Source organism: Flectobacillus major DSM 103 (genome assembly GCF_000427405.1).
Classification (GTDB): Bacteria; Bacteroidota; Bacteroidia; order Cytophagales; family Spirosomataceae; genus Flectobacillus; species Flectobacillus major.
The window spans coordinates 123588-148890 of sequence record NZ_ATXY01000005.1; the positions used below are offsets into that span (position 1 = coordinate 123588).

Sequence of the window (25303 nt, forward strand, 5' to 3'; positions counted from 1 at the left end):
AAAAAGCTTATTGTTAGTTTGTTACAATAGGATGTTCAATTTTAATCTAAGAATATTATCATGATATTACAACATATTTTATTGCAAACGCCCATTCCTAGAGACTTGCCTTTGGCATTACCTTTGCCCCACTGGCTTTTGGTGATACTATTGGTTTTTTCGTTTTTGTGCCATCTTATTTTTGTTAATTTGATGGTTGGGGGTAGTATTTTGACCCTTTGGAGCGAAATAAAAGGCCGAAAAGAGCCTGACTATGATATTTTAGCACATGAAATTGCCCAGACAATCACCGTCAACAAAAGCTTGGCTGTGGTATTGGGTGTTGCTCCATTGCTTACTATCAATACACTTTATACGGTTTATTTTTATTCGGCCAACGCCCTTACTGGGTTGTTCTGGATTGCCATTATTCCTTTGGTGACGGTGGCTTTTTTACTGACTTATGCACATAAATATTCGTGGGAAATCCTAGAGAATAATAAACCATTGCATATCAGCATTATGGCTATTGCTGTACTGGTTTTTTTATTTATTCCGTTTATTTTCCTTACCAATATCAACCTCATGTTGTTTCCAGAAAAATGGAATACCATTCATGGGTTTGTTGAAGCATTGCTTTTGCCCAATGTATTTCCACGGTACTTGCATTTTATTTTTGCTTCATTAGGTATTACAGGGCTATTTGTTTTTTGGTATTTTGGTCGAAAAAACTACGAGTTTGAACAGACTTTTCGCGTATTGACCCGTTACGAGATTCGTAAAAAAGCCTATTCATTAACTTTTGTGGCCTCTGTCATTCAGTTTTTGATTGGGCCAGTTGTATTATTAACCTTGCCCACCAAAGGCATGAGCTGGCATTTGGTTTTTACTATTCTGATAGGAGCAGCCTTTGCCCTACCTGCCCTTTATTGGATGTGGAAGGGTATTACAGGCAAAGTCGAAGAGATTGACAAAAATTTCTGGAAAGTGGCTTTGATGCTTACCGTAACGGTAGTATTTATGGGCTCGGGAAGGCATATTTACCGTGCTACAGCATTAGAGCCTCATCAAAAATTAATGGCTCAGAAAACGGCTGATTTTCAAAAAGAAGTGGCAAAGGCTACTGCCGAAGCCAACAACCCTGACAAAAAAACTGTTGTTGCGGCTACTGGCGAAGCCGTTTTTACAACAAAATGTAGTGCTTGCCATGCGATAGATACCAAAATTGTAGGGCCTTCTGTACATGAAATGGTAAGTATTTATAAAGGCAATGAAAAAGGTTTGCACGATTGGATTCAAAAACCAGGCAAAAAACGCCCCGATTATCCTCAAATGCCAGCATTGGGTCTTTCAGAACAAGAAATAAAAGATGTTTCGGCCTATATTCTCAAACAATAACCTTGACATACCATGTTGACACTCATTATATCTATTAGTATTGTTGCGGTAATATTGCTCATTATTTTCACATTGGTCAATATACAAGTAACCATCACGGGTTTAGAAAAAATTGGAAACCCTTTACGAGAACGCATAGCACAATATAAAAATCGTTATGAAAAACAAAAAACATCTTCATAAATCCAGTAGCAGGTCTATTGGGGCATTGCTGCTACTTTTATTGTTACTCGTTTCCATGATTTTTGTATTGTGGTTTGCTTTACGAAATAATTAATTATCTATGGCTGGATTTATGGGATTAAAGAATTTTTAGGATTATAGCTTGATTATGTTTCCTATCAATCCTAAAATCCCGTAAATCCAGATAAAGAAGTTCAAATATTGATTCAGTTTTTTGAGTAAAAGAAATAACTTAATTACCAATCTATCTGTAGTATAGGAAAGCCTTTTATGCTCAACGTTGCTCTACTTTAAAGACTACAGATGTTTCGTAAGGCATCGTTGAAGGACAGGTAATGGTTAAGCCGTCAGCTTCTTGTTTCCAATGGAGTTTTCCTTTGTAACCAAGCAAAGAAACCTTCTTGATACTTTGAGAATAATTCCCTGTATTTGTACCCAAAGATTTTATTTTAATAGTGGTATTTGGAGCAGGCACTGTCATACAAAAAGCATAAAGTGAATTGTCTTTCCCAACCGTAAATCTGAAGTCTGTTTCATTGAATTTAAACTCGGCGTGCCTTTTCGTTAAGCCACCCCCTGGTAACATTTTCAACTTATTATTGATGATTTCTCCTTCTCCAGGAATACTCCAAGCCTTGCTACCATACACAGCAGCCCCATTTCTACGCATCCAGATACCTACTTCTTTTAGCATTTTCAAACTGCCTTCGTCCAAAGAACCATCGGGTAAAATAGAGATACAAAGAGCCGCATTACCGTCACGTGCAATGGCTTCGATTACATATCTAATCATCATTCCTGAATCATAAGTAAAACCTGGGGCATAAAACCAGTCTCCAACTGGTGCTTCGGCAATCCAAGGTTGAGCGGTATTGATTTTTTCAGGAACGCCAAACTCTTCAGTATTCACTGTACCATTGGTATTATTACGGAATTTTACAATACTGAAAGTATTTACGCTACCTCTTCTTTGGAGTGTACGGTTGTAAAAATCAGCAATTACATGTTGCATAGCATCGGCTTTTATCCCTGTTCCTGTGCCATTTCCTGTAAATGGGCCTTGTACAGTACCATCAGTATAAATAAAATCTGGGTCGTAATGTTCTACAACATCCATCATTCGCAAAGCCCAATTGGTGGTGTACCATCTGGCATAATCAAGATGGTTTGAAAAAATACCCGCTGGAGATGGCGACCAGTCGGTATGAGCATTTTGTTCTACTCCTTTATATTCTCTGAGGTCGATACCATAAAGCATCCGAGGGTCATAGCCTTCCCACCATTTTCCTTTACCATCGGCAAGGGTGAGGTGTCCGTCGTAAGGAATTCCCTTTTTGTCTCCTTCTTTATCGCTTCCAAAGGCTGTTTGCCACCACCACCAAGTATATTCATGGTGAAAGGTAACACCAAATCGCATTCCATCAGTTCTACAAGCTTTTGCCCATTCTCCAATTAAATCTCTTTTAGGGCCAATATTGACTGAATTCCAAGGCTGATATTTTGACTTCCATAAATCATAATTATCATGATGCACGCCTTGAATCATCAGATATTTTGCACCAGCATCTCTGTATATTTTAGTGAGCTTTGATGGATTAAGCTTGACGGGATTCCAGTCACGCAAAACTTCTTTATAGCCAACCTCTGATGGGTGTCCATACTTTTTTAAATGATTGGTATAAGCCTTTTTCTCTGATTTGTACAAATTACGGGCATACCAGTCGCCGCTTTCTCCTGCCGATTGCGGGCCAAAGTGAACCCAAATCCCAAACTTGGCATCACGAAGCCACTTAGGAGTACCGGGATAGTTTTTTTCAATAGATTCCCATGTGGGTTCAAAAGGCCCTTTTGCGATGGGAATATTTAATTTCATTTCTGGAAATGTTTTCCAATCTCCTACGGTTTCACTATCGATGGGTCTTGGCTTCGAGATCGTTGGAAATGGATTTTTTTCCTGTGCATACATACAAACAGGCAGTATGAAGGGAACAAGTAGGACAAATATTTTTTTCATGTTTGTAGCTCAATAGAGCATTTAATTAAAAAAACCTAGCGAATGAAAAACGCATTTTCATTCGCTAAGGCGTTTTAGGGATATGATTTTAATGAATAATATAAGTATCAGTGCTGAATTGTGAATGTGAAAAATTTTAATTATCAATACTTTACGCCTCCAGTTCATTAGATTTAATTTTTTGGCTTTCGGCAATGGGCTTTCGGTAAAAATATTCCCCATGAATTCAATGAAGCTTTTTGACCTAAAACTTATAACCTAGAAGGAATTAATCAAATTTAATATTCTGATAATCAGTATTTTGTATGTTTAATTCACAACTCATAACTAGTTCTGTATGAAAGATTAATCTTGTCTTCAGAATAAAATTCCAGTAGTAGCAACCCTTGTGGTTGCCATGCTGAATGTGGCAACCGCAAGGGTTGCTACTACCGCAAAAATGCTAATAATTAGAACGCTTTTGAATAAAATAATATCTTTCGTACAGCCCTAACTCACAACTCATAATTCAGCACTAATACTAATATCCAGGGTTTTGTGTAAGGTTTTTATTAATATCTCTTTCCGACTGAGGAATTGGCCATAATTCATTTCGTCCAGCAACAAAGGCTCTTTTTTGATAAAGCAAGAATCCTTGATTATCAACAGGGTAGTCTTTATAGGTAGATGGCGAGTTGGTGAGCTTCATACCTGTAAACTGTCGATTCAGTTCGGTTGCGGCAGTGCCCCATCTCAGAATATCATAATAATGTATTCCTTCAAATGCCAATTCTACTTTGCGTTCTCTTCTAAAGATTGTTCTCAAAGGTGCAGCATCAGTTACCCTTACAGGGGGCATATTCACAGACGCTCTACCTCTAACTTTATTGATAGTTTCATCCAATAACGCTTGATTAATGGCATCGCCAGCTTCCACTTTTGCTTCAAGATAGCTTAGAAGTACTTCAGCATAACGAATCAAGGTAAAGTTTCCACCATAGTTCATGAGGTTTCCAGAAAAGGTTGAATCCATAAACTTGTTGACGCAATAGCCACTCCAATTATATCGACTCATTCTATCAGGAGAATTTGATTCGGGTCTTGAGATATATTGTACTCCTTTGAATACTGCACGATCAGAAATCATGATTGTTTGGTCTAGCCTTGGGTCACGATTGTTATAAGGGTTATTTGAATTGTATAAAGGAGACTCTTCTACCGTTTTTCCATCGGTACACTCATACGACTGTACCAACTCGTTGTAAGGCGAAAACTGATGCCATCCACCGTAAGTTTCAGGATAAAGATATTGCAAAAACACATGGCTGTAGGTATCCTCGTGGTATTGTGAGGCAAGAATGATTTCATTGCTATTTTCTCCTGTTTGAATAAATAACTTTTTAAAACCTCCTTGTTCGATTGAATAAACACCGCTATCAATGATTTTTTTGTAGGTTGTAGCGGCATCGCTCCATTTTTTTTCTGCCATTTGTACTCTACCCAAAATAGCCAAAGCCGCTCCTGCTGTAATACGTCCCATTTCACTACTTGGACGAGTAGCAGGTAATAAGGCAGCACTTTCTTTTAGTTCGTTTTCTACAAAAGTCCAAACCTCTGCCTTAGGCGTTCTCGTAATAGAGTTTGCCTCATCTAAGGTTAATAGCTTTTTGGGCAAAGGCACATCCCCAAAGTATAGAGCAAGGTTGAACAAACAATAAGCCCTTAAAGTACGAATTTCAGATTTTAAGATATTCTTCTTGGTTTGATCCATCTGAATAGCATCAATATGGTCTAGGAAGTTATTGCATTTGGCAATCTTATTGTAAGTATTATTCCAATAGCTATTCGTTACCCAATAAGAGGCATTGAGTGTGCCATCGGTAACATGGTCGGGAATTAGCTCTTTCTCAGAACCCAGTCCTGCCATTAAGTCAAGATAAAATACAGCTCTGGCATTCCAAAAATCCTCGCCAGACCAGCCTGCTCCGATATTATAACATCCAATTAGGGCTAAATTTGCATCTTTTTCTGTTTTCCAGAAAGTACCGTCTGAAATGGAGTCGAGGGGTTGTTTATCAAAGTAATCACTTTTACAAGCTACCATCGAACAGTATAGTACAAACAGTAAGCCTATTTTGAAAGATGGTAGTTTTGAATATATATTTTTGAATTTCATGTCTTTCAATCGTTTAGTAAAATATGTCAGTATAGTTTAGAATGATACATTTACACCAAAAGTATAAACACTTGTAAGGGGATAAAATCCGCCATTTTGTGCCATTTCGGGGTCCCATCCTTGATAATATGAATTAATAGAAAGGAGGTTTTGACCACTAAAGTACACTCTCAGTCTATCAATCTTCATTTTATTCATCAACTCATTACTAAATGTATAGCCTACCTGTAAGCTCTTTAATCTAGCAAAACTGGCATCTCTATTCCAAAATGTTGAGGCTTGAACAATACCACTTCCTTCGTTGAGACTTGTTAGTTTTGGATAAAGTGCATTTGGATTGGGGTTTTCAGTTGTCCAACGGTTTTCTACTTGCCATCTTTGGATTTGTCCTCCGTTGAAGAAGGCAAATGCCTGATAGTTATTCATTTGTTTTTGCCATCCTGCAAGTCCTTGCACTAACATTAAGAAATCAAATCCTTTGTAGTTTGCGGTAAGTGTTAAACCAAAGTTGTATTTCGGTACAGTATTTCCGATAAATGTTCTATCATAAGTAGCGTCTACTTTACCATCTGGTACACCATTAGGGCCACTTATATCTTTGAATCTGATAAAGCCAGGTTGTGCAGAATAAGGTTGTTGAGGATACTTAGCTACATCATCGGCATCTTTAAATAAGCCATCTGCAACATAGCCATAAGTAACGCCTAACGACTGTCCTACAAACAAATTGGCACTAATATTTTGCTGAAGCCCATTGGCGAGCTCAGTTACCTTGTTGTTGACCACCGTAAAGTTTGGCGATACTCCGATTTTAACCTTCCCGATGTTGGCATGATAGTTTAAGCTCGCTTCAAAGCCCGTGTTTTCTACGCCTCCAATGTTTACAGGAGAAGTACTAAGACCCAAAGTGGCAGAGCTTGCTACGCTATAAAGCACGCCAGAAGTTTGTTTTTTGAACACACCCAAGGTAAAATCTAATTTTCCTTTCCACAAACTGGCATCTATACCAATATCGGTTGTAGTGGTGGTTTCCCAAGTAATATCAGCGTTACTAAGTCTTGTAGTAGCTGCTCCAGAAACCAAAACGCCACCTAGAGAATAGTTTTGTCCAAGCGAAACGATGTTCTGATAAGGATATGTTCCTACATTTTGGTTACCCAATTTTCCCCAGCTTGCTCTTACTTTTAAGGTATTAACCCAAGAAACATTCTTCAAGAAATCTTCTTCTGAAAGAATCCATCCTGCTGAGAACGAAGGGAAATACCCCCATCTACCTTTTGCAGGAAAGCGAGAAGTTGCATCCGAGCGTATATTGGCCTCAAACAAGTATCGGTTGTTATACGAGTAGTTTACTCTACTAAAAAACGAACGCATCGACCATGCCGAAGCAGAACCCGAGTTACTCATCCCTGTGGCAGAGCCGCCATTGATTTCATAGAGTGTATTCGTAGGGAAATCTTTACGAAAAGCCGACATTCCCCAATCATCATATTGCTCCTGAGAAACACCACCGAGTATCGTAAACGAGTGTTGGTCTATTTGTTTGGAATAGGTTGCCAATGACTGCATGGTTAATTGCTGTCCTTGCCCAGATGATACGGTTAGATTATTTGGGCCAACCGTTTTGTTTGCATTAAACACAAATTCTGAAGCATAATCTTTGTTGTAATAGCTCCAGAAATTATATCCAACTTTTCCGCTCAAGGTTAATCCTTTGATTACTTCCCAAGCAATTTCACTGCTTCCCAAAAAGTATTTGTTTGTTCCCTTGTAAAAAGACTGACTTGACATCCATGCTTCAGGACTGTAATTATCTTGGTAACCATAAGTTCCATCAGATTTTTTACCTGCAAAAATAGGGCCTTGTCTTACCGCAAAATTTATCATGCTGTTCATGCCACCATCATATTGACGTGGAGAGTGGTTTTCGGAAGTGTAGCCAGCCAAATTCACCTTTAGTGTAAGGTTATCCTTGATTTTGGTATCAGTATTCAAAAGGATATTGTATTTTGAATAGCCATTTTTAGCCACGATACCGTTTTGTTGAAGATACCCAATAGAAAAAAGGTACCTTGTTTTATCATTCCCACCCATAAAACTTAGGTTATGGTTACTTTGAAAACCATCTCCAGAAGTCAAGAGATTTTTTAAGTGAGGTACATTTGGATAATTATCAGAGTCTGAGCCATTTCTGAATTTCTCAATGTCAGCATCTGTATAAGAAATACCTGCACCTGCGTTGATATTTGCCTCATTCCTTAACTTAGCATATTCGGCAGATTCCACAAAATCAGGTAGTTGTGTAGCATTTTGCCATCCAGCATAGCTATTATAACTAATTTTCATTTTGCCAGCTTCTCCTCGTTTGGTTTCGATGAGGATTACACCATTGGCAGCTCGGCTACCATACATCGCCGCTGAGGCTGCATCTTTCAATACCGAAACACTCTTGATGTTGTTGGGGTCAACATCATTAATAGACGTGGCTAATCCGTCAACAAGTATCAATGCACCACCGCCAGCACCATAAGAGCCAATACCACGAATCGTAATACTTGCACCGTTATTACCAGGCTGTCCAGAACCTTGCGATACCGAAACACCTGTCATTAAACCTGCTAGTGCTTGAGACGATTGTGTAATGGGTCTGTCTGCAATTTCCTTAGCAGAAATACTTGAAACAGAACCAGTTAAATTGATTTTCTTTTGAGTGCCATAACCCACAACTACCACTTCATCTAAGCTTTGTTGTTCTGCTACTAGCTTTATAGTCAATTCGGTTGCTTTACCTACTTGGATTTCTTGCTTTTTGTATCCTATATAGGAAAATACCAAAATGCTAGAGCCATTAGGGACATTGATGCTGAATTGTCCTTTGTCATTGGTTACACCACCCTTAGACGTTCCTTTGACTGTAATATTTACCCCTACCAAAGGAACACCATTTTCGTCTGAAACAGTACCTGTGATGGCTTGTTCCTGATATTCAGCTTGGGGTTCTACTTTTTCTTCGTTTTTTGAGAGAGGAGTATTGGACTTTTTTAGCAAAATCCTATTTCCTTGAATTTCATAGCTAATACCAAGTGGTGTAAATACTTCATGTAACACCTCTTTTAATTCCTTATTTTTGACATTAATACTTATTTTTCGCTTTGCACCTATACTATTTGGGCTATAGAAAAAGTTTACTTTTGCGGTATTCTCAAACTCAGAAAGAGCATCGATTAACCCTTTTTCTTGGATATGCAGAGTTATCTTTCTCTGTAACATATCTTGTCCGCTAGCATCTCTGGCGTACGACAGCGTTGTGAAAATAATCGCAATAAATATCTGTCCAGCTGAAATTTTCATAATGGATAGTAACGTTGCTAACGTTAATAGATTTTTTTTCATAAATTGTAATGTTTTTGTTTTTCTCGAAAATTGACAAAAATATTCCCATACACTTCCTCGAAAGAAGTGCCTAAAATTGTTTCAACGGGAATTGCATGGAGTCGGTAAATGGTGCGAACATTTGCCGACTTTTCTTTTTTAGGAAGAATTGGAAACTTTTTAGCTCATAGTTGTTAGTAGGCTTTTTATAGTGTTAAAGAAATATATTTGTTAATAATTAGTAGTTACATCCTTGTCCAGATATAATCACCTGAACATCCGTAACTTGGTAGCTTAGCCCTGTGATTTTGGTAATACTATTCAATTTATCAAACATGGTTTCGTCCGATAGGTTGCCGTTAATCGTACAGTTTTCATAGAGTTTTGCATCGTATACTATTTTGATTCCATAGGCTTTTTCTAAGTCTGAAAACACATTTGCCAAAGATGCGTTATGATATATAAATAATTGATGACCAGTAGATTCTGGTAGTATTTGAGGCAATTCTACAATCTTTCTTATTAATTTAGCTTTGGGCAACTCATAAACCACTTCTTGATTTGGAGTAACAATGACTGTATTTGGGCTCGTAATGTTATCTTTATTGTTGCGACTATTTACTTCTGTTTGTGCAAGCACCGATACTTTACCCGTTTTTACAATAACTCTTTCTTCTTCAGTATCAGGGTTTGCTTTGATTGTAAAGCTTGTTCCTAATACTTGAGTTATGAGCTTTTTGGTATAAATAATAAATGGTTTTTGTGGGTTTCTTTTAACTTTAAAAAAAGCTTCACCAACCAAATAGACCTCTCTTTTACTTTTTTCAAATACTTTAGGGTATTTAATCCGTGTGTTTTTTTGGAGAACTATTTCCGAACCATCACCCATTTTGATACTCATAGGTTGGTTTGAAGTATTTTGATTTTCAACAAACTCTATTTCTTCAAGATTATAATTCGCTAATTGAGGAATATCAAAATTTCTATTCTCTTGCTTATAATAGCTCATCCAATAGCCTAGTCCTATCAGTAACAATACTGATGCTGCTAGCTGCCACTGAAACTTTGGCCAATAGCTTGATTTTTCAGACATTTGGATTTCTTGCTCTACACCACTCCATATTCTTTGGAGCGATAACTCTTCATCAATAGGTGTAGCTTGCATAGTGCCAAGCGTTTTTACCAGTGATTTTGCTTCTAAAATCACCGTTCTTTTTTCTGGATGATTTCGCATGAAATCTTGCCAGAATGTATTTGTATGTTTATCGGGACTTTGTACCCAACGACAAAAAAAATCGTCTTTTACAAAATCTGTGGTGTTGTAATGAGAGTAGTTCATAGCTGTCAATTATAGAATGACATTTATAACAAAAATATATCCTATTTTTTTGAAAAAAATTTATACTTAATTTGTCATAAATTAGGTAAGTGAAAATAAATCAATGATTTATCTAATAAATAATGCGAAAATAATTAGGGAAAAATGGATGGAAATATGGATTGATTGACGTAAAGAGAACAGAGCTTTTTGAAGAAGATTACCCACAGAAGCATAATTTAGCTCCATTATTTCTGCAATCTGGGCATTTGAGAATTGGTGATAATATTTTAAATTGATGACTTCACGCTGACGCTGCGATAGCCCATCAAATGCTATTTTGAGTCTTTCTAATCGTTCTTTTTGACTTTCTTCCTCAATTAAAATTTTCTCGATCGAAGCCTCGAAAAGATCTCCTCCTAATGTTTCATCAATTTCATCAGTATTTTTAGAAAAGTCGTACTTAACTGTTCGCATCAGCTTGTTTTTCAACGCCCGAAACAGGTAAAATTTAATAGAATCTGTGTCAGTGAGGTTTTCTCTACTTTGCCATAGTTCCAGAAATAAATCTTGAATACAGTCTTCGACAACCGATAAGTTTGAAGAGATACGGAGTGTTACGCCATAATTCAGTAATGACTTAGCGTATAACTGGTATATTTTAGTAAAAGAATTTTTGTCTCCTTTTTTGAAGGATTGCCAAATTTCTAAATCACTGTTATGGAAAGAATTGATAGCCAAAATCTTAGAATTAATAAAATTTATAAATGACTACGACAGCTATTCATCATCTACAACTCAACGGGTATTGGTGACACAATTACTTAAGTAAAATAATACAAAAAATACTATTATAAATATCAATTTTTAACAAAAAAATACCAAACAATACTCAATAAATGAATTACACACAATAATATCTCTATTACCTAAACTAATATCAGCAATATTAATGGGGATTTTTTCTTGTATTTTCAATAAGCTGCAATAGGGTTGTAGATATAGTTTTTGTATTGGCTTGAAGGCAAATGAATCATTGAAGATGTAAAAGATTCTATCTAAAGCAAGGTACAGGTATAATACTTTCTTGCTCAATCTTAATTATATGAGTTGTCCTAAAACCTATTCTTTTTAATTATTCTGAATTCTTACCCAAGTGTTTCCTTTGATCAGATTATATATTGAAATACAGAATGCTCTGCTTCAACATCCAGAAAGTTGGAATCTTATGATATATTTCAGATGATTGTCATTGAAACTCGCAAAATGAGCCTTGATCTTGTAGATGTCGTTGTATTTGTGCCAAAATTTGAATTCTATATTACTTATTACATAAAAGACTTCTGTAAAGCAGTAATCCAAATGGCCAAGTAATGGGAATAGTAAACCTTTCGGTTATGTCTTATGGATTTGGCAAAAATGGGAACTTGGGTTTAGGAACTCTAGCTAATGTAATAATTACTACTTGATGGTAATGTTGGTGCTACTGATGTAGAATCCCTTCGTAAAAATTAACTTTGATACTAACTAGCTGATATGAAATATTTTTTTCTAAACCAAAAAGCCAAGTTAACCAAAGCAATTAGTGCAGGTACTTCTACCAATGGGCCAATAACCCCAGCAAAAGCTTCGCCACTATTGATGCCAAAAACACCAATAGCTACGGCAATAGCCAATTCAAAATTATTGCCTGTAGCGGTAAAGGCTATTGACGTACTTGTAGAATAATCGGCACCGAATACTTTGCCAATAAAAAAACTTAGCACAAACATTACCAAAAAGTAAATACTTAAAGGAATAGCTATTCTGATTACATCGAAAGGGATTTTTACCATTAGGGACCCTTTCAAACTGAACATTACCACAATAGTAAAAAGCAAGGCGATTAACGTAATGGGCGATATAACAGGAATATATCGACGCTGATACCACTCTTCTCCTTTTGCTTTTATCAAAACATACCTACTAATAAACCCCGCCACAAAAGGAATGCCCAGATAAATAGCCACACTTTCGGCAATTTGTCCAATCGTAATAGTTACTTCAAGCCCCTTTAATCCAAAAATAGGAGGGAGTACCGTGATAAAAACATAAGCATAAACACTATAAAGTAATACCTGAAAAATACTATTCATCGCTATTAGTCCAGCTCCATATTCACGGTTACCTTCAGCTAGTTCGTTCCAAACCACCACCATCGCAATACAGCGGGCTAAGCCAATCAAAATTAAACCAATCATGTATTCAGGGTAGTCGCTTAGAAAAGTAATAGCCAATAAAAACATAAGAATAGGGCCAATTATCCAATTCAATATCAAAGACACTCCTAAAACTTGGGTGTTTTTAAATACCTCGCCCATGTTTTCGTACTTTACTTTTGCCAATGGGGGGTACATCATCAAGATAAGTCCTATGGCCAATGGAATATTGGTTGTGCCATTCGACATGGAATGTATTGCTGAAGCTGTTCTAGGAACAAAATAGCTTAGACTTATGCCTACGGCTATTGCTAAAAAAATCCAAAGGGTAAGGTAGCGGTCTAAAAAGCTTAATTTTTTCCGCTCCACAACAGGAGTACAACGATTGGCGGCCATAATTTTATTGAATTTGAGAGAAAACAAAAAATGTTTCAAGGGCAATCTGACGAGAACGTTCATCGTACTTGACATCTTGTAAGTCGGTATTGTCGAAGGCCTTAGGGTCGTCGTAGGTTGTCCCTATTCTTAGCTCAACGCCTGAAATAAAGGGGCAGTTTTCGTCTGCATCCGAACAAGTCATAATGGCTGCAAACCCACTTTGAGGATTAGCGGTATGGTTATACACTTTTGAAAAACAAGTGGTGTTTTTACCTTCGCCAAAAGCTACTGTATAAATAGGATTACTTGTGGCTTGGTTGTTGGTAATTACAAAGCCCGTTTTTTTCAAAGAATTGATGGCATTATGATTAAAGGCTGTAGCCTCTGTGCCTCCCGAATAAGTAAATACATTGGGTACGCCATAATAGCAGGCTGCAACGGCTGCCCAAACTTGCCCAAAATGGCTTCTTCTTGAGTTGTGGGTACAAATATACACCAAATGAATAGGTGAATTTTGGTCTTTTTTGTGCTGAATATAATCGGTAATTTGTAGTAATAACTTTTTTCTATCATTACTAATAGTACCAAACGAATCGATAAGGTTATCGCCAAATTTTTTGATTTCTGTAAACATTTCTATGATATTTGATTAACAACAACTTTGTTTTTTGGGGGTATATTCATCGAATAAGGTATTTAGAATACCTTGAAATTTTCGCCAGGCTTGTTCGTCAATACAATAACAAATGGCATTGCCTTCGATTTCTCCTTTGATAAGACCTGCGTTTTTTAGCTCTCTAAGGTGCTGTGAAACAGTAGGTTGTGCTAGGGGTAGTTCATTGACAATATCGCCACAAATACATGAATCAACTTTGATAAGATAATCTAAAATAGCAATACGAGCAGGATGCCCAATGGCTTTGGCCAATGTAGCAAGCTGATTTTGGCGGTCGGTAAAGTGGTCTGTTTTGCTAGCTCCCATAATGTTTAATTTAATATTGCAATATTACGATAAATATTCAATAAATAAAAGTACATAGCAATAAGGTTATTGGAAGGGCTTATTCTATGTACTTTTAATAGCTTTTCAGTAAAATTTCGTAGTAATTTCTATGATTCTATGATTTTCCAACCTTCACGGTACTGACGACCAACAAACTGGTTGGCATCGTCAAAGTTGGTGATTTTCATAGATTCGCCATTCCAAATTAACTTGTTACGGCCATAGAAATCTAAGTTTCCTTTTTCGTTTTTCTTACGAAGCATATAACTCCTGATAGCCAAATTACCCATCAAAACGGTTTCAGTCAATGGCCCAGAATAGTCAAACGACGACGTTAATCCTTTATGCTCTTTGCTATTAAAACCAGCTTTGCAAGCTTCTGTCCAACTAATTTGGTGACCATATTCTGGTAGCGACTTCACTTCGTTTTGGGCTTTTGGCATTTCTATTTTTTCACCAGAATTCAAATAGATTTTTGGGTCGTTGCCATACATACCGATAGTCATAATACCTTTTGTTCCTGTCAAAATAATACCATTTGCTCCGCCATCGTTACTGATAGCCTCGTTGGCAGGTATCAAATCGGGGTGCATCGGACGAATACCGCCATCCATCCAAATCATTTTTACGGCAGATTTATTCTTTTTGGTAGCTGGAAACTTAATTTCTACGTGCGAAGATGGAGGACAGCCTTCTGGAATATACTCAGGAGTCCAGTCTTTAATAAATACTGCTCCTACGCTACATTCTACTTCTGTTGGATAACTTAATCCTAATATTCTGAAGGCCGAATCGATTGTATGACAACCAATATCGCCCAGTGCCCCTGTACCGAAGTTCCACCAGCCACGCCATTTGAATGGGTGATAAAGCGGGTGATAGTCTACCCACTGAGCAGGGCCAACCCATACGTCCCAATCTTGTGGCGACATTGAGTCTATCAAAGGGGGTTTATCGGTAGGAACAGGAATACCCTGAGGCCAAACAGGGCGGTTTGTCCAAATATTCACCGTATTGACAGTACCTATTTTGCCTTCCTCAAACCATTTGATGGCTACCTGCTGAGCAGGGTTTGACGACCCCTGATTACCCATTTGCGTAACAACTTTATACTTTTGAGCGGCTTTGGTCAACATTCGAGCCTCGGCAATATTATGAGTCAAAGGCTTTTGTACATAAACGTGCTTGCCCAATTGCATACAAGCCATAGCGGCATAAGCATGAAAATGGTCGGGTGTAGAAATCGTTACAGCATCTATATCAGAACGCATTTCGTCGAGCATTACTCTAAAATCACGGAATTTTTTTGCTTTGGGAAACTTATCAATAGCGGTTTTGGCTCTTGCCCAATCTACATCGCACAACGCCACTACATTCGATGCTCCATTGTTATAGGCATTGATAATATCAGACTGCCCCTTGCCGCCTGCCCCAATAGCCGCAATATTCAGCTTGTCGCTAGGAGCAATAAATCCTTTGCCGAGAACATGACGAGGAACAATGAAAAAACTTCCTACTGCCAGAGAGCTTTTTTTGATAAAGTCTCTCCTTGAGTTTTGATTGTTAGAATTTGACATAGTTTTTTTTCTAGTTTATTTGGGAATATGACGCTCCAAAATACGATTTATCGTTAAATAGTGTATCCTGATTGAGTCAAAAAGTTGCCTTTTATTAAGATTTTTTAGTATTTATTGACTTTGGCAATGTCGAATTACGGGAATTCTTATAAATTTGTGGTTCGGTATGCAAAACATTAAGCCCATAACTCGTGTATTTAGCACATTATTGATGTGCCAAATATTGCTATTTTCGGTATTGGGTAAAAGCCTACCGATTAAGCAAACTCACTTTGTTGTAGCCAAACATACAACTGTTGAGCCAGCAAAGCCACATGTTCATCAAGTATTTGGCGAATACCGTGCTGTCGATGAAATTCAATTCAATTCCCTCAATATTGAATTTCTTTCACAAATAGAAGTGAGTTTCCTTAGCCATTTTCAGCGTTGGGCAGCCATTTCTTTTTCGCTATTTGAATCTACCTTTACCACTACATTTCCACTTCACGCTATACTTTTCGAGCAGTTTATCTCGATGAATGCCCCTTGATTGTATTGATACACCTTGAGATTACTCTGTTTGGTTTCAACAATCAGGCATAAATCTGCTATTGTCATTTCTACACAATAGCCCTATTCTATTGTATCAATTAGTCACCATTTTGTTAGTAGTAAGTGCATAAAAACGCCACAATAGGTATGTCTTTGTACTATAGCCTGTTTGTGGGGTTGATGCCCTATTACTTGCCAACTAACACAATCATTTAGGATTATGCGTAATAAAAACGCCATTATTTGGCTTACAGGCATTGTTTCGGCTTTATGCCTTTTTTTCTTATCATTTACTTGGAAAGCCAACCAAATTCGTAAAGAAGCTATCGAATATGCTACTAATGCCGATGGAAAACTCGACCCAAGCCGAAAAACCCGTTATATAGATTCGTTGTGGCGAAAACCCGTATATTGGAGCTATACCCTACAAGATGTAACCACTTATGCTCTTCAAAAAGGACTTGACCTAGAGGGTGGTTTGCATGCTGTTATTGAAGTTTCATCTGTAGAAATTATTAGGGCTTTATCAGGAAAAAGTACCGACCCCAATTTTGAAAAAGCTTTACAGTTGGCTAGCCAAGCTCAAGTTAATTCTAATAAACCTTTTAGTGATTTGTTTTTTGAGGCTTTTGCCAAAGTTGCTCCTCAACAACGTTTATCGACTATCTTCAGTAATTCGGTAAATCATGAAAAACTCAATGCGTCGTCGTCGGATACTCAAGTAAAAAAAGTAATAAATAAAGAAATAGATGGAGCAGTTGACCGTGTTTACAAAATTATTCAAGCTCGTATTGATAAATTTGGCGTGGCTAACCCCAATATTCAACGATTGCCAGGTACTAATCGCATACAGGTTGAGCTACCAGGAGTAGACAACCCTGAGCGTGCCAGAAAACTATTATCAGGCTCGGCCAAATTAGAGTTTGTCGAAGTTGCCGAAATCAATGAATGGGGTGCGAGTTTATCGGCTTTGGATGAATATTTGACTGCTGCCGAAAAACTTAAAGACAACAATACCACAACTGTAGACTCATCGGCTGCTTTGGCCAATAAATTGGGCAAAACTAAAAAGGACAGTGCCCAGTCGTCGGCTTTGACTAAATTATTGATACCTTTAGACAACCAAGGCCGTACTTGGGGGGCTTTCAGAAAAGATACAGCCAAAGTAAATGAGCTGTTGCACCGTCCAGAAGTGAAAGTTTTATTCCCTTCCAATATTACTTTGCTTTGGTATGCCAAAGGAATTGTGGCAGACAACGGCGATGAAATTATTCAACTAGAAGCTGTCAAAAAAGCGGAAGGTCAAAAAGCTTTATTGGAAGGCGATGTTATTACCGATGCCTCGCAGGATTTTGACCCTAACAACCGCCCAGAGGTTAGTATGGTAATGAATGCAACAGGTGCTAGAATCTGGAAAAATATAACAGCAGCCAGTATTGGTAAGCGTATTGCTATTGTTCTTGACAATTATGTTTATTCAGCTCCAGTAATCAATGGCGAAATCCCAGGAGGTCGTTCATCTATCACAGGGTCGTTTAGTATTGAAGAAGCCAAAGACTTGGCCAATGTCCTGAAAGCAGGTAAACTACCTGCTCCAACACGACTCGTTGAAGATGCTTTCATTGGGCCTTCTTTAGGTGAAGAAGCCATCAATCAAGGGTATTTATCCATGGGGCTAGGCCTTGCCTTAGTGGTGATATTTATGATTGGTTATTATGGAAAAGCTGGTTGGATGGCCAATTTGGCACTTCTTTTCAACATCTTCTTTATTTGTGGTATCCTTGTTCAAATACAGGCCGCCCTTACCTTGCCTGGTATTGCAGGTATTGTACTTACCTTAGGTATGGCTGTTGATGCCAACGTACTTATCAATGAACGTATTCGGGAAGAGTTACACCGAGGGCATGGGCTTCTGAAGTCTATACAAATAGGGTATGAAAAAGCCCTTTCGGCGATTATTGATGGGCAAGTAACTACTGTACTAATCGGTGTTATTCTTATTCTTTTTGGAACAGGCTCGGTAAAAGGCTTTGGGGTAACTCTTTGTATAGGTTTGGTAACATCGGTATTTACGGCTGTTTATATTTCACATATTCTGATAGATTGGATGGCTAAAAGAGCCATTAAGCAAGGCAAAGAACACGAAATTACGTTTGAAACGTTTATCTCTAAAGACCTCTTCAAGGGTATGAATTTTGACTTTATTGGTAAAAGAAAGGCTTCTTATTTCTTTTCGTGGGGGCTTATTGTCCTTGGTGCTATTGTACTGACTATTCAGGGAGGGTTTAACCTTGGGGTAGACTTCAAAGGTGGCCGCTCGTATGTGGTACAATTTGCCAAACCTCTTGAGGCTGGTATCGTAAAAGATGCCCTAAAAGATAATTTTGATGAAAAAGGTGTAGAAGTAAAAACCTTTAATGGTGATACCAAACTCAAAATTACAACTTCGTATTTGGTTGAGGATGAATCTATTAAAGCTAATCAAATCGTAAGAACAGCTTTAGAAAATGGATTGAAAGAATTTGCTAGTGCAAAACCCATTATTATTTCCGAATCAAAAGTTGGGGCAACTATTGCCGATGATATTCTCAAGCAGTCATTTGTGTCGGTAGGATATGCCCTCATTGCTATATTTATTTATATTCTGATTCGTTTCCGCAAGTGGCAATACTCATTGGGTGGTATTATTGCTCTTACACACGACACCCTTGTTGTTTTGGGTATGGTAGGAATTGTGCGGTTATTTGGTTTTGAACTCGAAATCGACCAAATCTTTATTGCAGCAGTATTAACCGTAATTGGCTATTCGATTAACGATACGGTAGTAGTTTTTGACCGTATTCGTGAAGAAATAGGGGTAAATGCCGACCTGAGCGACAGAGAATTAATCATCAAAACTATCAATAGCTCTATTAATCATACCATGAGCCGTACAGTTATGACAGCTACAACAGTATTTTTGGTAGTAACAGTATTGCTTTTGTTGGGTGGCGATGTACTTCGAGGATTTTCGTTTGCTATGTTTGTCGGTGTAGTTTTTGGGGCTTATTCGTCCATTTTTGTGGCGGCGCCTATCATTATTGACTTAGGTACAAAAAAGAAAAAATAACCACTATATATTTAAGGAGTTTGGTTTGTAGCACCTGCTATTTCCTCTTAGTGAGCCACTAAGAGGAAGCTCCTTTTATAGACGTTACAGTTCTACTCAGTATACCTATTCTTCTCTATTTGCTGTTTTTTGCCCAATTTTTTTATTCAATGTTCGTAAAATTATTTTAATAAAAAATAAGATTATATCAATTTTATGCAAAAATTAGTCAACAATATTGACCAATTCGTCTCAAACGCCAGATTTTGTTGAACGAATCTTTTTTCAAAGGCGTTGTTGATATATGTTTTACCTAAATGAACATTTTTTAAACTTTATTAACAGCTAATTTCATGTACAATATGCGTAACATCGGAAGATTGTTGCCGAAACTGTTTTTTACAGTCCTATGCTTGCTTAGGTTTTCTTCGGACATTTATTCCCAAAATCAGCTCGCCCCAACTCCTGTCGGAAGTACATCGAGCAAACCCGAAACCCTGGACAATGCTACGCTTGAGAATATTATTCAATATGCCATCAAGCATCAGCCACAAATCCAACAATCGATTATTGACCAGAAGGTCGTTGAAAATACCATTAAAAGTAAACTTGCCGATTGGTATCCCCAAATCAACTTCAACTACAACCTGCAGCATAACTTCTTGGTTCAAACCAGTATTATTGCAGGCAACCCTGTCAAGTTAGGCGTAGATAATACCTCGGCAGCACAGTTTAGTCTTTCGCAAAGTATTTTTAACAGAGACGTTTTGTTGGCAAACAGAACCCAAAACGATGTTCGACAACAAGCATCACAAACTGTTACCAATAATAAAATTACAGTGACGGCCAACGTTGCCAAGGCCTTTTATGCGGTGTTGGCTACTCAGCAACAAATTGCTGTATCGGAAGGTGATATTATTCGTTTGGAAAAAAGCTTGAAAGATGCCAAAAACCAATACAATGCAGGAACAAGCGATAAAATCGACTTTAAAAGAGTAACGATTGCCCTCAATAATACCCTTGCTACCAAAAAAAGCAACGAAGAGTTATTGAAAGCCCGAGTTCAAAACCTGAAGGCGTTGATGGGTTATCCAGAAGCTGAGCCTCTTACTATTGTATACAACCCTGAAGCAATGGAGTTAGAAATTGCTCTTGATACTACACAAAAGGCAGATGTTCCTTCACGTATCGAGTTCCAGCAATTACAAACTCTCAAAAGACTTCGTGAAGCCGATTTGAATTATAATAAGTGGAGTTATTTGCCTACTGTAGCATTCAACGGGGCTTATAACCTTAACTTTTTGAACAACTCTTTTGGCGATTTATATAACCGTAATTATCCCAACTCTTTTGCGGCTATTACACTTTCGTTACCTATTTTTCAGGGAGGAAAACGCAAAAACAATATCAATTCGGCCGAATGGCAACTCAAACGCCTTGAATGGGATATTACCAGCCTCAAGTTATCTATCAATGCCGAATACCAACAGGCTTTGGCTACTTACAAAAGCAATTTGACGGTATTTTTATCACAAAAAGAAAATATGGAATTGGCCAAAGAAGTATACGACCTTGTTCAGTTACAGTACCGTTCGGGTATCAAAACCTATTTGGAAGTTATTACCTCCGAAACAGATTTACGCTCGGCTCGAATCAATTATTACAACTCCCTATATTTGGTGTTGTCGAGCAAAGTAGACGTACAAAAAGCTCTAGGTCAATTCAATTATTAGTACTTAAAACTCTAAGAATTACTATGTTATTCCATAAATCAGCAACATACACAGCATTTTTAGGACTTATTTTATTGAGTTCGTGCTCAGATAATAAAGCAGGTCAAGCTCCACAAGGCCCAGCGGCCGTTCCTGTTACTATTGAAGAAGTAAAAATTACCGATGCTTCGTATCACGACGAATACCCTGCTACCGTAACAGCCTTAGATATGGTAGAGCTACGCCCACAAGTAAGTGGTTATATTTTGGGGGTTCATTTTAGCGACGGAGCACGTGTACGCAAAGGGCAATTATTATATACTATTGATACACAGCTATATGAAGCCAACTACGACCAAGCTGTAGCTAACCTCAATGTACAAGAAGCAAATTTGGCGAAAGCCCAAAAAGATGCAAATCGTTATCATGAACTAGCCAAAAACGATGCCGTTGCCAAACAGTTGGTAGACAACGCAGATGCAGCCTTAGAAGCAGCTCAAAGACAAGTAGAAGCCTCAAAAGCCAATATTCGGAGTGTACAAACCAATGTGCGTTATACCAAAATTTATGCTCCTTTTGATGGTACAATTGGTATTTCGGCAGTAAAAAAAGGAACAGCCGTTACTGCTGGACAAACCCTTTTGAATACTGTTTCGACTGATAACCAATTGGCGGTAGATTTTAATGTAGACCAAAAAGAAATTTTCAAATTTGCTAATTTATTACAAAAGAAAGCTTCAGGTAATGACTCCACTTTTACGCTAGCCTTTAACGGAGAAAAATATCCTTATGTTGGGAAATTAGCTTTTCTTGACCGTGCCGTTGACCCACAAACAGGTACTATCAAAACCCGTTTGGTATTTCCAAATCCTAACAACCTTCTTAGAGCAGGCATGAGTGGAACAGTACGGGTACTTTCAACGTCAAAAGAAGCCGTCTTGATTCCTTACAAAGCTATTTCTGAGCAGTTGGGCGAGTTTTTTGTATATGTACCAACCGACAGCAGTAAAGTAACCCAACGACGTGTTGATTTAGGAACTGCCATTGGCACAAACGTAATTATCAAAAATGGATTAAAAAGAGGAGAACGCCTTATTGTAGAAGGTATTCAGAACTTACGTGAAGGAGCTGTTTATATAACTGAAGTTCCAGCGGCTGCACCTGCCAAAAAGTAAGTAAATGAATCGTGGTACAAGCCACCTCGTTATTTTTAATACTTAAAACATATTTCTTATGATAGCTGATGTTTTTATAAAAAGACCTATCACTGCCATTGTTACATCTATAGTAATTGTAATAGTTGGAGTTATAGCACTTACCACTTTACCTGTAGCTCAATACCCCGATATTACCCCGCCAACCGTAACAGTAACTGGTAATTTTACGGGTGCCGATGCTCAGACAGTAGAACAAACCACTACAACGCCTATCGAAACCCAAATCAACGGTACGCCAGGCATGACCTATATGTCGAGTAATAGTACCAGTAGTGGACAAAGTAGTATCAACGTAACTTTTGATATTGGTACTAATGTTGATATTGCTGCCCTCGACGTACAAAACCGTGTATCGGTAGCTCAGCCGACTTTGCCCGATGCCGTAAAACGTCTTGGTTTGACTGTACGTAAACGTAACCCAAGTATCATGATGGCCTTGGCTTTGTATTCGCCACAAGGTACACACGATGCCAAATTTATTGGTAACTATGCCAATATTTACCTAAAAGATGCCCTACAAAGAGTAAAAGGTGTAGGTGATATTGTATCAAGAGCTGATGACTTCGGGATGAGGATTTGGTTAAACCCTGAAAAATTAGCCAACCTCAGAATGACCCCTGCCGATGTAACGGCCGCTTTGGCCGAACAAAACTTACAAGTAGCCGCAGGTACGGTAGGGGGGAATCCTCAGCCAAGCAATCAGGCTTTTGAATACAGTGTATTGACAAACAGTAGGTTAAACAAAAAAGAACAATTCGACGACATTATTGTGAGGTCTTCGCCTGCTACAGGAAGTGTGGTTTATTTGAAAGATGTAGCTCGTGTAGAATTGGGTCGTTTTGACTATGGTGTCAACGCATTTGTTTCGGGCAAGCCTGCTGCTTTTGTAATTATTTATTTGGCTCCTGGTGGTAATACCCTCGACACATACAATGGCGTAATGAAAGCTTTAACAGAAATGAAAAAGACTTTCCCAAAAGATTTAGATTACGTTGTTCCGCTCGAATCGGCATCGGTAGTAAAGGTATCTATCGAAGAGGTAATACACACCCTTGTTGAAGCCCTTATCTTGGTGGTATTGGTGGTATTTTTATTTCTTCAAAACTGGCGTGCTACGCTTATTCCTATATTAGCTATTCCGGTGTCGTTGATTGGTACGTTTATATTCTTTATTCCTTTTGGTTTTACGATTAACACCCTTACGTTATTTGCTTTTGTACTGGCCATTGGTATTGTAGTCGATGATGCCATTGTAGTGGTAGAAGCCGTTCAGCATAATATGGACGAACACGGGATGACTCCAAAAGAAGCAACAGCCAAGGCTATGAAAGATATTTCTGGCCCAGTAATTGCCATTGCCCTTATCTTGGCGGCGGTATTTGTGCCAGTAAGTTTTGTACCGGGTATTGTTGGCCGTTTGTATCAGCAGTTTGCAATTACGATTGCGGTTTCGGTAATTCTTTCGGCATTTGTGGCTCTTTCATTAACGCCAGCTTTGTGTTCTATTATGTTGAAACCAACCAAGGGCAAAGATGAAAAGAAAAACTGGTTAGAGAAGTTCTTTGTATGGTTCAATATTCGTTTTGAAAAACTTTCTTTTGCTTATACACGTGGTGTAGCCAAATGGATTAAGGCTACTCCTTTGGTATTGGTAATGATGGTTTGTTTGTTTGTAGGCTTATTTTTCTTATTCAAAAACAAAGCTACTGGCTTTATTCCAACCGAAGATGAAGGCCGTTTGTATGTAACGTATGAAATGCCCGAAGCTACTTCTACAAGCCGTAACGTAGCCTTGTTTCAAACTATTATGAAACGCCTCGAAACCGTCCCAGAGGTGCGTGTAGTTGGGGGTATTGCAGGCTTGAACATCGTAAGTTTCTCAAACAAAACCAATGTTGGTACTTTCTTTGTCAACCTAAAACCTTGGTCGGATCGTGAGGGCAAAGAACACCATGTACAAAGTGTAATAGAACAGATCAAGAAAAAAACGGCTGATATTAAAGAAGCTAGGGTGTTACCGATTGCTCCTCCTGCTATTCCGGGCTTGGGGCAAACGGCAGGTTTTACCTTTGAATTGCAACAAACCACTAGCCCCGACAATATTCAGCAATTTGAGAAGGTTGCCCGAAATTTCTTGGCCGAACTCAACAAACGCCCTGAAATAGGTATGGCCTATACGTTCTTTAGTTCAAGAACGCCAAGTTATCAAATCGATGTTGACCGTGACCAAGCCAAAAAGCAAGGGGTTCAGGTATCTGAAATCTTTGGTACATTGTCTACGTTGCTGGGTAGCTCGTATGTCAACGACTTTACGCTATATGGCCGTAACTTTAGGGTAATGGTACAAGCCGATAGTAGCTACCGCTCGTCGCTGGAAAGAATCGAGAAGTTTTATGTACGCAATACAGCAGGCAATATGATTCCTTTGAAAGCTTTGGTAAAAGCCAAAGTAGTAGAAAATGCCGCTTTGATTTCGCACTATAATGTATATCGTGCTATCGAAATCAACGGTTCGCCAAAGCCAGGCTTTAGTAGTGGTCAAGCTATTCAGGCTTTACAAGAAGTTGCTGCTAGTACTTTACCTGTTGGGTATTCATACGAATTTTCGGGGATGAGTCGCGAGGAAATCAAGGCTGGCGATAGTACTACGGCAATTTTTGCCATTTCGATTGTCTTTGTATTCTTATTCTTGGCAGCCTTGTACGAAAGTTGGTCTATTCCTTTCTCGGTATTATTTGCAGTACCAGTTGGGGCATTTGGTTCAATTCTAACATTGACATTATTGCCCAACTTATCAAACAATATTTATGCCCAAATCGGTTTGATTACCTTGATTGGTTTGGCTGCCAAAAATGCTATTTTGATTGTAGAATTTGCCAAAGAGCGTGTCGATAAAGGTATGGAACTAATTGCTGCTACCTTAGAGGCCGTCCAGTTGCGTTTGCGACCAATCATTATGACATCGCTTGCCTTTATTCTTGGGGTATTGCCTTTGGCTTTTGCTAGTGGTGCTGCCGCAGAATCACGCAAAACAATAGGCTGGACAGTATTTGGAGGTATGATGGCCGCTACTTCGTTGGCTATCTTTATTGTACCAGTGTTGTTTGTTGTTATTGAAAAAATAGCTAACAAAAAACAACATTCAAAAACAGTAGCTACCGACGAGGCAAAATAAGCCCC

The 25303-nt window shown here is 38.2% G+C and carries 16 protein-coding genes; 7 read left to right on the top strand and 9 right to left on the bottom strand.

Annotation, left to right across the window (positions count from 1 at the left end; all coding sequences use genetic code 11):
* The first annotated feature begins 60 nt into the window (after positions 1–60).
* Positions 61–1377, top strand: coding sequence for a c-type cytochrome (locus FLEMA_RS0101635; RefSeq protein ID WP_044170469.1), 1317 nt, complete (start codon positions 61–63; stop codon positions 1375–1377).
* Between the two features lie 12 nt (positions 1378–1389).
* Entirely contained in the window at positions 1390–1560 is a 171-nt protein-coding gene (locus FLEMA_RS76885) for a hypothetical protein (protein WP_159102646.1), read from the top strand.
* A 274-nt stretch (positions 1561–1834) separates the two neighbouring features.
* Here the strand turns inward: FLEMA_RS76885 and FLEMA_RS0101645 are convergent, their stop codons facing one another.
* From FLEMA_RS0101645 to FLEMA_RS0101700, 9 genes are all read right to left on the bottom strand, one after another.
* Positions 1835–3574, bottom strand: coding sequence for an alpha-L-fucosidase (locus FLEMA_RS0101645; protein WP_026993950.1), 1740 nt, complete (start codon positions 3572–3574; stop codon positions 1835–1837).
* A 520-nt stretch (positions 3575–4094) separates the two neighbouring features.
* Entirely contained in the window at positions 4095–5729 is a 1635-nt protein-coding gene (locus FLEMA_RS0101655) for a RagB/SusD family nutrient uptake outer membrane protein (RefSeq protein ID WP_026993951.1), read from the bottom strand.
* 36 nt (positions 5730–5765) lie between these two features.
* Positions 5766–9122 carry a TonB-dependent receptor gene (locus FLEMA_RS0101660; protein WP_026993952.1) on the bottom strand — a complete coding sequence of 1119 codons (3357 nt, stop codon included), beginning with the start codon at positions 9120–9122 and terminating at the stop codon, positions 5766–5768.
* Positions 9123–9339: 217 nt separating this feature from the next.
* Positions 9340–10440, bottom strand: a complete 1101-nt coding sequence (locus FLEMA_RS0101665) for a FecR family protein (protein ID WP_026993953.1) — start codon at positions 10438–10440, stop codon at positions 9340–9342.
* Between the two features lie 108 nt (positions 10441–10548).
* Positions 10549–11160 carry an RNA polymerase sigma factor gene (locus tag FLEMA_RS0101670; RefSeq protein WP_052353910.1) on the bottom strand — a complete coding sequence of 204 codons (612 nt, stop codon included), beginning with the start codon at positions 11158–11160 and terminating at the stop codon, positions 10549–10551.
* 782 nt (positions 11161–11942) lie between these two features.
* The gene (arsB, locus tag FLEMA_RS0101685) at positions 11943–13013 is read right to left on the bottom strand and encodes an ACR3 family arsenite efflux transporter (RefSeq protein ID WP_026993955.1); all 1071 of its coding nucleotides are present in this window, start codon (positions 13011–13013) and stop codon (positions 11943–11945) included.
* Between the two features lie 4 nt (positions 13014–13017).
* Positions 13018–13629 carry a low molecular weight phosphatase family protein gene (locus FLEMA_RS0101690; RefSeq protein WP_026993956.1) on the bottom strand — a complete coding sequence of 204 codons (612 nt, stop codon included), beginning with the start codon at positions 13627–13629 and terminating at the stop codon, positions 13018–13020.
* Between the two features lie 15 nt (positions 13630–13644).
* Complete coding sequence (locus FLEMA_RS0101695; protein ID WP_026993957.1) at positions 13645–13977, bottom strand: ArsR/SmtB family transcription factor; 333 nt, start codon at positions 13975–13977, stop codon at positions 13645–13647.
* A gap of 128 nt (positions 13978–14105) precedes the next feature.
* Complete coding sequence (locus FLEMA_RS0101700) at positions 14106–15575, bottom strand: Gfo/Idh/MocA family protein (RefSeq protein ID WP_026993958.1); 1470 nt, start codon at positions 15573–15575, stop codon at positions 14106–14108.
* A 166-nt stretch (positions 15576–15741) separates the two neighbouring features.
* Between FLEMA_RS0101700 and FLEMA_RS0101705 the strand changes: the two genes are divergently transcribed.
* The 5 genes from FLEMA_RS0101705 to FLEMA_RS67180 all read left to right on the top strand — a co-directional run bounded on the left by FLEMA_RS0101705 (position 15742) and on the right by FLEMA_RS67180 (position 25298).
* Positions 15742–16104: a hypothetical protein gene (locus FLEMA_RS0101705; RefSeq protein WP_044170471.1), complete on the top strand. Its 363-nt coding sequence runs from the start codon at positions 15742–15744 to the stop codon at positions 16102–16104.
* A 222-nt stretch (positions 16105–16326) separates the two neighbouring features.
* Positions 16327–19215, top strand: a complete 2889-nt coding sequence (gene secDF, locus FLEMA_RS0101710) for a protein translocase subunit SecDF (RefSeq protein ID WP_026993960.1) — start codon at positions 16327–16329, stop codon at positions 19213–19215.
* A 332-nt stretch (positions 19216–19547) separates the two neighbouring features.
* Complete coding sequence (locus FLEMA_RS0101715) at positions 19548–20927, top strand: TolC family protein (protein WP_229359321.1); 1380 nt, start codon at positions 19548–19550, stop codon at positions 20925–20927.
* 23 nt (positions 20928–20950) lie between these two features.
* Positions 20951–22081: an efflux RND transporter periplasmic adaptor subunit gene (locus tag FLEMA_RS0101720; RefSeq protein WP_026993962.1), complete on the top strand. Its 1131-nt coding sequence runs from the start codon at positions 20951–20953 to the stop codon at positions 22079–22081.
* A 58-nt stretch (positions 22082–22139) separates the two neighbouring features.
* Positions 22140–25298 carry an efflux RND transporter permease subunit gene (locus FLEMA_RS67180; RefSeq protein WP_044170474.1) on the top strand — a complete coding sequence of 1053 codons (3159 nt, stop codon included), beginning with the start codon at positions 22140–22142 and terminating at the stop codon, positions 25296–25298.
* Positions 25299–25303: the final 5 nt, after the last annotated feature.